Below are 11,306 nucleotides of genomic sequence, written 5' to 3'. Positions count from 1 at the left end.
AAAATTGCTTACCCCTAAACCGATAAATAATGAGCGTATGATGTTTCATGATTTTCAACAACAGATCTCTGAAACAAGAAGGGTTATTCGTTTACGTATTCATCAAAAGCGTCTTTATGATAGATGCTTTGTTGCCCTCAAAGAAGAACAAAGAGCCTTTCGAAAAGCAGAAACCCGATTAAAGAAGGTGGGTTATGGGGCTCATTCTGGAGAAACACTGCCGTTAAATCTCCTTTTTTATAATATGTTGGGCTCTGCTACGCCTGGAAAACTTCCCACACGAATGTCGCTTCTTTTTGCCAAGCTGAATCAACTTGCCGGCGCACAGGTTATAGCGTATTTGTCGCAACGCGTAGGTTACATGTCCCATGAAGAGGTTTCGGTTAAAGCGCTTGAAACCTCCGAGCGAAAGTTGAAAAAACAATTCGAGAAGTTTGTCTCCGGTGTGGATGATGCCAAAGCCGTTAGTTTGGTTGCCTATCTGTTTAAAATAGAGAATTTACAAGCCGATTTAAAGGAAGCGCGCTCTGCTTTTGATTTGGGTGAGATGGCGCGACATCAATTGGTTTCGCTCAACAGAAACCTGAAAGAAGTTGTGGTTTGGGGCGGCACTGCCGATATGGAGGAGTTCTTAAAGCCTGAAAATGCATCCATCGAAATACTCAGTCACGCCGTGGAGGCACATATGTTGCTTTGCGCCTTCAAGAATGAACTTGGAGAGTTTGCTCCCGGAAGAGATTTGGCCTTGCATTTTGAATCAATTACTGGCTTTAAAGACACTTTTTTCAATAACCTTATCATCGACTGGGTGGAGGAGCATAAAATCAAATTATCAGCCTTTTTTGTGCGAAAAACACTCAATTCTCTTGAGGCTATGTTGCAAGGGCTCAATTCCAAAATCATCAAGATAGAGAGTGAGCTTGCTATTATGAGGCAGGAGTGCAGTGCCATTCTTCAAAAAGCTGGTGTGCCCTTGAAATAGTAGCTGTCAATCGATTTTCAACATCGTGTTTATAATCAAAAGCCCCGGCAAACTGTACCATACAGTTTGCCGGGGCTTTTTAATGTATGTTTAGTAACTAGTTATATTTCAGTGTGTTGTTTTCGTCTCCAGAAGTAGAGTACAACAAGTAATAGCACCAATATTGAACCAATGGTGGCAACCATTTTTCCGTATCGGTAGGAGGTGGGTTCAAAGCGGAATTCTATTTCACTGTTTCCAGCCGGAACAAAGATGGCGCGCAGAAGGTAGTTGGCTCTTATAATGGGTACTTCAGAACCATTCACGAAGGCTTTCCATCCGCCGGTATAAAAAATTTCACTGAAAACCGCCAATTGGGGCGAAGCCAATGAAGCCGAGTACTTCAGAACTTCAGGAGAGTAGGATGTAAGCTCTATGCTTCCGCCCTCTGTACCTACAGTTTGATACTGAAGGATGTCGGCAAACTCATTGTGCACAATGGCCGTGTTGTGGAGGTCTTCTTCCAGCAGGGCGTCAATCTCCTCTTTGTAAGTTGAAACCGTGCGTATCTCGTTCACAATCCAGACATTACCCATGGCATGAGGATTCTGAAAGGGTTCCATTTCAGGATGAAATACAATGTAGCGGGTGTTGAGCATATTTATGGCAGGCATTTCGGCCAAAACATCTGCCAAATCATTGACATTGCTGCTACGTTGCAATAGAGTCATCATGCCGCGTGCATCGTGCTGTAGGTAGCGATCAATCACATCCTGATAGCGCTGCAATTTGGCACCATGATATCCGCCAATTGATTTATGGAAATAGCTGGTATGTACCTCATTAAACGGATTTCGATAGATGGAGAAAACTCTAAAATTTGGGTCTTTATCTTTGAGTATTTCCAAATCTGCTTGCGTAGGCGTAAAGAGCTGGCGCATTTGGCGCGCAGGCACAAAGTGGTCGTTGTTAAGATAACGTCTGTCAACGCCCCATAAATCTACCAGAATAAGTAACAGTAGTCCCGGCACCACATATTTGGCTGAGATGCGTTCCATGGCCATAAACCAGAGCGAGCCACTGCCAAGGGCAATGAAAATGAGCGTGCGGAAAGCATCTGCTTTAAGCAATGCCATACGGGCAAATTTCAGCTCCTGAATGAACAAGTCAATCATGGCCGCCTGATCGGGATTGGCCATTTTCTGTGCTGTGAGGGCGTTTAGCTCGTGGGCATTGATAAAGCTAAGGATACCCGGGAACAGATAAAAGAGAAGCGCCACACCGCCGGTAAGTCCCAGCGAAAGCATGAACCAGGTTGTTTTTTCTTTGATAATTGATGGGTTGTCAACAACTTCTTTCAGCCCCAAAAGCGCGAGCACCGGAATGGTGAGTGAGGCGATGACGAGTGCCATCTCCACCGTACGGAACTTGTTGTATAGAGGAAAGTGGTTAAACATGAGCATGTTGAACCATTCCAGATTATGGCCCCATGCCAAAAGAATAGAGAGAACGGTACCGGCCAATAGCCACCATTTTTCTCTTCCTTTGTAAAAGAAGAGCGCCAATACAAACAGGAAACAGATGATGGCACCAGCATATACAGGGCCACTGGTAAATGGTTTTCCGCCCCAGTATTGTGACTGTTCTGCCACGATGGAACGCAATCGATCATCCACGTTACTGATAACCGACTCATTATTACCAATGGGCTCAGAAGCGCCTCCTTTAAAGTTTGGAATGAGAAGCGTAAGTGTTTCTGCTTTGCCATAGCTCCAGGCAAATGCATAGTCGGGATCCAGACCACTTACTTTTTTTGCTGTCTCTTCCTCCATCAGGCCTGATTTTCCACGAATGCTTTCGCGTCCATATTCGTAGGTGGTCCAAAGGTTGGTGATATTTGGCAACACAGCCAAAAGAGCTGCGGCAACCAACAAACCTGTGCGGTGAATGAAATCAGGCAGTGTGTTGTTGGCAATGGCGCGCGAGAGTTTATCCAACACCAATATCAAAACCAGAAGTGCCAGATAGTAGGTAATCTGAACATGGTTGTAGGCTATTTCGGCTCCCAGTGCCACTGTGGTGAAAAGTGCACCGCCCCATTTGTTTTTGTTATAGGTATAGAGCATACCACCCAAAACCGGAGCCATCAGCGCAATGGCGTAAGCCTTTGTGATGTGTCCGGCAATGATGATAATCAGATTGTAGGAGCCAAATGCAAAAGCCACACTTCCTACCACACTGAGCCAGTGATTGAAACCCATGCTTCTCATGAGAATGAAAAAACCTGCCAGATAGAGAAACAGTATGGCTGCGGTATGATAGGGAAGACCCAGCCTCGAATAGCGGTTCACATAACTGAAAAGGTTTGCAGAGGAGTCGGCTTTGATTTGATAAGCCGGCATCCCACCAAACATAGAGTTGGTCCATTGTGCCTTTTCGCCGGTTTGTGACTCATGGTCTGCCAGTTCTTTGGCCATCCCGATGGCATGGGTGTTGTCCATCTGTGGCAATGCCCTTCCTTCGAGCACCGGACTGAAATAGGCAAAAGTCAGTACGATAAAGAATCCAATAGCGGCCAGGTATGGTCCGAAAGGTTTTAATTTTTCAATCATTGATGAATGGTTTGTGGATTATTGTCATTGATATTGAGTTGTAAAGGTAAAGATTGTCGGCAACAAAAAAAATCCTGATGTAGCTGACACTCCTCTGAGAAGGGTTCTGCTGTTTCTCTGGGTGCATTCTGTTTGGGTCGTGTGAATCGGCTTGGAAATCAATGTGGTTTGAATTACTTTTAACCTTTCGAGTAAGGTCATGAATCTGTTCGAATGTAATGCACCTATGTATGATCAGTGGCTTTTTGCGAGCTGCGTCTTTGTCCGGCGTTACAGAAAATAAGGCGGGGCAGAAGGGTTACTTTTTAGCCGAACCAAAGCCATTGGTTATTCACACTATTGTGGGCTGGGGTTTATCAGATTATCCAATTTATCCAATTATTATCCAATTCGTTTTTTATTTTATTACATAAACTGTCCCAGCACCAACGTTGCCTTTTCTTTCTAATATATTAAATTCCTCGATAAGTTCCCGTAATTCTTTTGTCGCAGTTCCTTTCGAAACTTTACATATTTCTTGATAATCTTTATTTGAGATTTCTCCCTTTTCTTTTACAAACAGTACAGCTTTAATCTGTCTTTCATTAAGCTTTAACTTTTGCAAGGATTCATTATTATAAATATCCTTCTTAAAGATAACCCAAAAATCTTTGCCTATATTCTGAAAATCAGGCTTTGGTAAATTGTGCATTTTGCATTGTTCTATGATTTTTATTGTTCCTCGTCCCCAAGATTCAACATAACCTGCTCTGAAAAATGCATTTGCAATATCTGGATTGTAAGGAATTGATGAATGTTTTCGCATTAAATTGTCAACAGTCCAATCCTCAGGTAACTGGCCATAATTCCAAATCATAATTTTGTCATCATAAACGCTTATTTGAATTGGAGTGCTACTTGAGTAATCTTTATGTGCGAGAGCATTTAGAAGAGCTTCACGAACAGCATCTTTTGGATATTCATAAGTTTCAACCCGATGTATACCTTCATACGAGATTAATGCTTTGATATACTTTGTAAAAAGTAATTCAATTGTTCTCTCTACTTGTTCGAACAGATTTCCTTTTACTTCATCTTGAAATATCAACTCTGTATCTGTTTGAAAATAACCAATCTTTATATAGGTTCCGGTAACATATTTTTCTGGGTCAGGGTGGAACAGCAATATTGATGCGCGTTTTAAGTATGGTTTTTCTGTTAGTTTCAGATTTTCAAGGATGTTGATATTATCCTCTGTTAGAATACTTTCATCAATTCTCTTACTGACTATTGCCCTTTTTTTGAAAAATTCAAATGTTTCGCTCTTTAAATCATTTACAGAAATATTGAGAACAGGAACGCCATCCCACTTTTTTCCCTTCTTTTCAAGTAAGAACATATCCAATGCCGCTCCTTTTAACTCTTGCTTTGTGCTTCCGCTTCGATAATGATACTGCCCTTTGTAATTTACAGGGAATGGCTGTGACTCAACATTGATTTCAAGGAAATTGCCGTCTTTTGTTTTGTGGAGGTTAACATCTACCAAAATACCTAGAATGTCTCTTACTTTATTTGGGATATCTTCAAGAAGTTTTTTGGTGTTCTTTAATTCAACAATCTCTCCATTATCATTTTTTCCAATAATTATGCTTCCTCCAGATGCATTTGCGTAACCACAAATCCATTTTAGATATTCATCTTTCCAATTTTCTTTCCATTCAACATTTTGATTTTCTTGCATCTGATTTCTTTTCTCACAAAATTACTGAATTATTATTAGTTTTGGTTTTATTCAGATTTTTGTATTTTGAAGTCTCGGTGTTCTCCTTACCCAGAACTGCCTTGTTTAATCCATACCCAATGAACTCATTCGATATTTACACATCAAAAACGTTATCGTTAAATCAGATAAGAGTTTTGAGCCGTGCCGGAATTTTTGCAATTCCGCTGGTTTCTCTTACGCCATCCTTATTAACCCTGGCTACGCACTCCTTAGGTCTTTCGTTCAGGATGTATGTTATACTGCTTATTTTCATTGTTTTATCTGTGGCGTTTCTGGTGCTATTCTGTCATCTAAAAATCAGGCGGGCACTTACAAAACTTGGTCAAATATCGGTATCATACAAAGGTTTAACAAAAAAGATAGGTGACTATGACCAAATAGTTAGTTTTGATGATATTAATGATGTATCTGTAAAGCGATTTCTGTATGCTCTTTTTCAAGTAACCGAAGATGGCAGCAAAGCATACCTTCTCACCGTTAAACTTAAAAACGGGAAGGAGCAATTCATGGTGGTTTCGGCTCAATCAACGAGCTATCCGCCTGTTAATTTTGCCGATACCATGAACCGAGTGCGGCCTCATAATCGTAAATGAGTTCTTACAACAGTCTGAGTTAGCAATCAATTGTTAGAAATAGCTGACGGTTTTTCCAGTGCCTCTCAAACTTTCAATTTCGGTGAGAATATTGTTTGCTAAGCGGCTTGCTCCAAGTCGGAAAAGTTTATTGGTGAGCCATTTTTCGCCTAACACTTCTTGTTGAATGCTCCAGTAAACCAATGCATCTTCAACAGTTACAATGCCTCCTGCTGGTTTAAAGCCGATGATTTTCTTCTTTTTCTGAGCAAAGGCGCGGATGGCATGCGTCATTATCCAGGCGGCTTCGGGTGTGGCGGCCGGGCTCATTTTTCCGGTGGAAGTCTTGATAAAGTCGGCGCCGGCTTCCATTGCCAGCAAACTTGCTTTCCAAATGTTTTCGTTGCTGTTAAGTGCACCTGTCTCAAGTATCACTTTAAGATGTGCGTCGCCCATTGCTCCTTTAATGGCGGTGATTTCATTCCCGGCAAATTCATAGTTTCCTTCCAGAAACTCGCCCACCGAAAGCACTATATCTATCTCATTGGCACCAAAAAACACTGCGCGTTTGGTCTCTTCTATTTTGGTGTCGAGAAAGGTTTGTGACGATGGGAATCCTGCTGAAACCACCGCGCGCTCTACTTCCAGATTACGTAGTTTGGTGGTGGGTATGGATGCAAAAACCGGATAAACGCACACGGCAGCTACATTTGGCATGTCGGGAAAGGCCGCCGGAAAGTTGCTTACTTTCTCGCAAAACTCCTCAATTGAGTTGCTGCTATCGGTGGTGTTCAGGCTGGTAAGATCGATGCAATTGAAAATGCGTTTCAGCAAATCTTCCGATGCCGAAGGTTTCTCTAAGGTGGCGGCATCAAAAGAAGGGATTTTTTCAAAGTCCTCTTGAAACAATTCAAATAAAGGATACGTTTCCATAATTTATTCTTTCTGTTTTATTATCAGTTATTTATGATTTACTCTATTTAAGTTTTGGATTGTTTTTATGTCTTTCGGCATCCCGGCGCGTTTTCTTTTCTATGTTGGCCTGAATGGCGTCGGTCAGGTTCACTCCCGTTTGGTTGGCCAGACAAACCAAAACCCAGAGTACATCGGCCATTTCATCACCCAGGTCACGATCCGACTCATCTGCTTTAAACGACTGATCGCCATATTTCCGTGCCATCAGCCGTGCCAGCTCGCCCACCTCTTCCATCAGGATGGCTGTGTTCGTAAGTTCGCTGAAATATTTCACTCCATGGGTTTTTATCCAGCCATCTACCGATTGTTGTAACGCTTCAATTGTCATTTGTAACGATTTTAAAGTAAGCAGCCTCTAAGCTATTCACGATTTTGGGAATCCATCACGATGGTCACCGGGCCATCGTTCACTAGCGATATTTGCATGTAATCACCAAACACGCCAGTGGCAACAGTTTTATTGGTTATGGTCTCCAGTTTCTTTACAAACAAATTGTACAAGGGAACCGAGACGTTGGGTTGGGCAGCTTCGATATACGAAGGTCTGTTGCCTTTTTTGGTGCGCGCATGCAATGTAAACTGGCTGATGACCATCAATCCACCATCCACATCCATCACACTTTTGTTCATCACGCCGTTCTCATCATCGAAAATGCGAAGTGCCACAATTTTATTGGCCAGCCAATCGGCATCGGTTTCGTTATCCCGATGCTCAATGCCTACGAGAATCATCAGACCTCTTTCAATATGCGACTCATGTCCGGATGATGTGGTTACTTTTGCCTTGGTAACTCTTTGTATTACAACCCTCATTTCGGTGCGGAAGTTACGATGTTTAAATATATTTTTACTTTTAGCCGTTTAAAGATAAAAAGATTTGTTTGTTTCATTTTCAGATTCGGTGCTTTCATTGATGTTGGCATTAAACTTAAATTTCCGATTGTGGTTTTATCTTTACATTGTCAATAAAATACGAATAGTAAGTAAAAAGTCACCATGTCTGAACATACCCGCTCCATTATCAGCCGAAGTAACAACCCGGCCTTTAACCTTGCAGCCGAAGAGTACCTGTTGCGGCATGTGGCTGAGGATGTGCATTTCTTCTATATCAACAAACCCTCAGTGATTATTGGTAAACATCAGAATGCGCTGGCTGAGATAAATCTTTCATTTCTCGAAGCCAATGATATCCCTCTTTATCGCCGCTTGTCGGGCGGAGGTACTGTATTTCACGACGAGGGAAACATAAACTTCTGCTTTATTAAAAACGGAGAAACGCATGATTTGGTGAATTTTAAGTGCGCCACTCAACCCATTGTGGATGTGTTAAACAGTTGGGGCATTCCGGCCAGAAGTGGCGACCGTAATGATTTGCTGGTCAACTTTAAAAAAATCTCCGGAAATGCCTGTCATGTTTATAAGCGGCGTGTGATGCACCATGGCACGTTGTTGTTTAACTCGCGGCTCGACATGCTTACCGGCAGTCTTAAGAGTGATCCTACGCGCTTTCGCGACAAGGCGGTAAAATCCGTTCGAAGCCAGGTGATGAATCTTACTGAGATATTCAACAGAATTACATCTGCCAATGAATTTTTAGTTGAACTGGAAGAAGCTATCAGACAATCAAACAATGGGATAATATTTTCTGATTTTCTTGAATCGGAAGTGATGGCCATTGAGAAACTCAGTGAGGAGAAATATTCTACCACTGAATGGAACTACAGCTATGGCCCACCCTATGAGTTCAGGAAACGTTCGGTATTTAATGGTTATGTGTTTGCAGTTCAGATGAAAGTAGATAAAGGTCGCATTTCCCATGCCGACATAAAATCCAACCATCCTGATGCAAGCATTATAAAACAATTAATTAATATGATTGAGGGTAAGTATCATTCTAAAAATGATTTAAGAGAATCAATTAGAAGTTGTGAACTGCTAAACACCTTGAATGAATCAGCTGACGAACTGGTTTCGCTTTTCTTTTAGATTGGAGTAGCATGGATTTCTCTTTTGTATATTTAATTTTGTATTAGGCGCAACCTATTTATTTATCATCATCAATATGAAAAACTTACGATGATGGTAAAACTTTTGCTTTCCCTAATCACAACATTTCTCTTTGTCCCTCTCTATGCTCAAATTGAGTCAGGAAGTTATGCCCGGGGCTTCATACACCTAAAGGACGGCAGGGTGATTAAGGGTGATTACATTTACACCTCCGATTTAGAAAAGATCCAAATCGTTTCTCAACAAAGCACATTTGTTTTAGATGCCTCTGAAGTTGAGTTTATATCCAAAAACAGACCACCGCGAATCAAGCAGGATAAAACAGATAATTTCGATGAAGTAGTTGTGTCAAACAACCGATTCTTCAACTTAAGCGAGATGGGACTTTTAGTCGGAAATCCGGAGAATCGTCAATCAGCGCCATTTGTTGTAAGTTCTTCCTTTAATTACTCTGTATTCAGCAAGTTATCCTTTGGGTTAGGCAGCGGTGTCGAGTTTCTTCATGAAACGTATGTGCCCGCAACTGTAAATGCGATGTATAATCTACGAAGTGGGCGTACCGTTCCTTTTCTCATTTTACATGGCGGCTATCTCTTTCCAATAGAAAAATCCCGCACTTCCTATGGGGCAATTATAAATAATGGCAACGCTCCTGGCATGATATGGCCCTGGCCTGTGGAGGAGAATACTCCATTTAAGGCCAAAGGTGGGTTTCTTGTTAATCCAGCGATTGGTATTTTCAGTCAGACCCGCTCCGGGTACGCCATTACTATTTCGGCAGGATATCGTTTCCATCGATTAAATTATGCTGCAAACAATGACTATAGTCTTGATGTGGATTACAACCGGCTAACCATAAAACTTGGTATAATCATAAACTAGATAAATGATGAAAGCGAAATATACACTTATAACATTATTAATCTCCGTTTTTTGTCTATCCGCTTGTATGGACACTTATACAGAGGAGTTTAGAGCCAACGCACCCATTTACATGACTTTTGATAAGTTGCGGGCTGCGGTGAAAGCTTCATCTGCCAGAAATCTGGAGAAGCCCGGCAAGATATACTTCAAGGACGACCATATTTTTGTGGTAGAGTTTATGAAGGGCGTACATGTTTTAGATTTAAGCAATCCTAAATCGCCGCAGAATGTTGCTTTCATCGAGATACCCGGTTGTGTTGACATCGCCGTCCGATATAATATTTTATATGCCGACAGTTTTGTTGATTTGGTATCGATTGATGTATCGGATGTAACATCAATAAAGGAGGTTGCCCGTGTACAAGACGCCTTACCATATATGGTGCCACCCACAGGCAATAATTATCGTCAATTGGATGTGAATCGAGAGCAAGGTGTGGTAGTTGATTGGCGTGTGGAAACCATTCGACAAGAACTAGAGCCTCAGTATTATCCAATATATCCAACATGGCGTTGGATGCACAACGATTGGGCATTTTTTGGCTCTGGAAATGGCGTGGGGGGTTCTTCAGGTTCAACTGTGGGTGTGGCTGGTTCAATGGCTCGGTTCGGTCTTTACAATGACTTTCTTTATGCAGTGGACATATCCACCTGTTATTTTTTTGATGTGTCAGCGCCAGACAACCCGGTAGCCGCTGGAAAACAAAACGTTGGTTGGGATGTGGAAACCATCTTCATGTATGATAACCACATGTTTTTAGGAACATCATCTGGGATGAGAATCTTCAGTTTAGAGGTGCCCTTAGCGCCTTTGTTAGTTAGTAATTTTTGGCATGTGACAGCTTGCGATCCGGTGGTTGTGGCAGATGGCTATGCCTATGTGACTTTGCGGGGAGGAACAATGTGTGGAAGTAATGTGAATCGTTTGGATGTTATTCAGCTTTCGGAAAATTACAAAAACAATACGTTGGTGGGCTCATTTGACATGGTTAGTCCGTATGGCTTAGGTATCGATGGTAGTGTATTGTTTGTATGCGAAGGAGACGCTGGTTTGAAAGTTTTCGATGCAACTGATAAAACCCGCATCAAACAAAATGAAATAGTTAGGTTCCCATTTATTAAGGCATATGATGTAATTCCGATTAACGGGTTGCTATTTATGATTGGCGATGATGGATTTTACCTATACGATTATTCCGATATTAAAAACATTTCTCTGATGTCACACATTCCAGTAGGATAAACTCTTTTAGGTTTTTAATTGAATCTTTCCAACCGATGCGCTTATCTAAAGTGGCATCGGTTTGCTTTTTGGTGAGCACCAAATATCGAAATGTATTTTTTCCAGTGCAGCCAAATCAATTCGCCATTTTTTCCTTAGCTTTAGATTCCCTTACTATATACCAGTGCCGGCAGTTATATGTATCATACATATTGTGCCCCCACAAGGTATGATTATCATAAATTACTACTAACCACTAACCTTTTACAAA

The 11,306-nt window shown here is 41.6% G+C and carries 10 protein-coding genes; 5 read left to right on the top strand and 5 right to left on the bottom strand.

The features are described 5' to 3' along the window. The first annotated feature begins 37 nt into the window (after nt 1-37). On the top strand, nt 38-982 hold the full coding sequence (locus ALKIM_RS0108720) for a hypothetical protein (RefSeq protein WP_026474295.1): 945 nt from the start codon (nt 38-40) through the stop codon (nt 980-982). A 101-nt stretch (nt 983-1,083) separates the two neighbouring features. On the opposite strand, the gene ALKIM_RS0108715 is transcribed toward ALKIM_RS0108720, so the two are convergent. Both ALKIM_RS0108715 and ALKIM_RS0108700 read right to left on the bottom strand, forming a co-directional pair. Continuing rightward, complete coding sequence (locus tag ALKIM_RS0108715; RefSeq protein ID WP_044117839.1) at nt 1,084-3,573, bottom strand: hypothetical protein; 2,490 nt, start codon at nt 3,571-3,573, stop codon at nt 1,084-1,086. Nucleotides 3,574-3,970: 397 nt separating this feature from the next. Beyond that, nucleotides 3,971-5,293 (bottom strand): ATP-binding protein, encoded by a 1,323-nt coding sequence (locus tag ALKIM_RS0108700; protein ID WP_026474292.1) that lies wholly within the window; start codon nt 5,291-5,293, stop codon nt 3,971-3,973. A 119-nt stretch (nt 5,294-5,412) separates the two neighbouring features. Between ALKIM_RS0108700 and ALKIM_RS0108695 the strand changes: the two genes are divergently transcribed. Next, nucleotides 5,413-5,928, top strand: a complete 516-nt coding sequence (locus tag ALKIM_RS0108695; protein ID WP_026474291.1) for a hypothetical protein — start codon at nt 5,413-5,415, stop codon at nt 5,926-5,928. Nucleotides 5,929-5,961: 33 nt separating this feature from the next. Here the strand turns inward: ALKIM_RS0108695 and deoC are convergent, their stop codons facing one another. From deoC to dtd, 3 genes are read right to left on the bottom strand one after another with little or no spacing between them, the layout of a single operon-like run. Further along, nucleotides 5,962-6,840, bottom strand: coding sequence for a deoxyribose-phosphate aldolase (deoC, locus tag ALKIM_RS0108690; RefSeq protein ID WP_052345496.1), 879 nt, complete (start codon nt 6,838-6,840; stop codon nt 5,962-5,964). Nucleotides 6,841-6,883: 43 nt separating this feature from the next. Beyond that, nucleotides 6,884-7,210, bottom strand: a complete 327-nt coding sequence (locus tag ALKIM_RS0108685) for a nucleotide pyrophosphohydrolase (RefSeq protein ID WP_026474289.1) — start codon at nt 7,208-7,210, stop codon at nt 6,884-6,886. Between the two features lie 32 nt (nt 7,211-7,242). Next, nucleotides 7,243-7,695: a D-aminoacyl-tRNA deacylase gene (gene dtd, locus ALKIM_RS0108680; protein ID WP_026474288.1), complete on the bottom strand. Its 453-nt coding sequence runs from the start codon at nt 7,693-7,695 to the stop codon at nt 7,243-7,245. 183 nt (nt 7,696-7,878) lie between these two features. On the opposite strand from dtd, the gene ALKIM_RS0108670 reads away from it, so the two are divergent. The 3 genes from ALKIM_RS0108670 (at nt 7,879) to ALKIM_RS0108660 (ending at nt 11,056) form a co-directional block, all read left to right on the top strand. Beyond that, nucleotides 7,879-8,868, top strand: coding sequence for a lipoate--protein ligase (locus tag ALKIM_RS0108670; protein ID WP_026474287.1), 990 nt, complete (start codon nt 7,879-7,881; stop codon nt 8,866-8,868). 90 nt (nt 8,869-8,958) lie between these two features. Continuing rightward, a complete protein-coding gene (locus ALKIM_RS0108665) occupies nt 8,959-9,771 on the top strand; it encodes a hypothetical protein (RefSeq protein WP_026474286.1) in 813 nt (270 codons plus the stop codon). A gap of 67 nt (nt 9,772-9,838) precedes the next feature. After that, a complete protein-coding gene (locus ALKIM_RS0108660; protein WP_084555844.1) occupies nt 9,839-11,056 on the top strand; it encodes an LVIVD repeat-containing protein in 1,218 nt (405 codons plus the stop codon). The last annotated feature ends 250 nt before the right edge of the window (nt 11,057-11,306 follow it).

Origin of the sequence: Alkaliflexus imshenetskii DSM 15055 (assembly GCF_000517065.1) — a bacterium.
Classification (GTDB): domain Bacteria; phylum Bacteroidota; class Bacteroidia; order Bacteroidales; family Marinilabiliaceae; genus Alkaliflexus; species Alkaliflexus imshenetskii.
This window is presented reverse-complemented; position numbering and strand designations above follow the sequence as displayed.

Coding starts and splice junctions, on each gene's coding strand:
- ALKIM_RS0108665 (WP_026474286.1), top strand. CDS start 8,959: ATGATGGTAAAACTTTTGCTTTCCCTAATCACAACATTTCTCTTTGTC.
- ALKIM_RS0108700 (WP_026474292.1), bottom strand. CDS start 5,293: ATGCAAGAAAATCAAAATGTTGAATGGAAAGAAAATTGGAAAGATGAA.
- ALKIM_RS0108660 (WP_084555844.1), top strand. CDS start 9,839: ATGGACACTTATACAGAGGAGTTTAGAGCCAACGCACCCATTTACATG.
- deoC (WP_052345496.1), bottom strand. CDS start 6,840: ATGGAAACGTATCCTTTATTTGAATTGTTTCAAGAGGACTTTGAAAAA.
- ALKIM_RS0108685 (WP_026474289.1), bottom strand. CDS start 7,210: ATGACAATTGAAGCGTTACAACAATCGGTAGATGGCTGGATAAAAACC.
- ALKIM_RS0108670 (WP_026474287.1), top strand. CDS start 7,879: ATGTCTGAACATACCCGCTCCATTATCAGCCGAAGTAACAACCCGGCC.
- ALKIM_RS0108715 (WP_044117839.1), bottom strand. CDS start 3,573: ATGATTGAAAAATTAAAACCTTTCGGACCATACCTGGCCGCTATTGGA.
- ALKIM_RS0108720 (WP_026474295.1), top strand. CDS start 38: ATGATGTTTCATGATTTTCAACAACAGATCTCTGAAACAAGAAGGGTT.
- ALKIM_RS0108695 (WP_026474291.1), top strand. CDS start 5,413: ATGAACTCATTCGATATTTACACATCAAAAACGTTATCGTTAAATCAG.
- dtd (WP_026474288.1), bottom strand. CDS start 7,695: ATGAGGGTTGTAATACAAAGAGTTACCAAGGCAAAAGTAACCACATCA.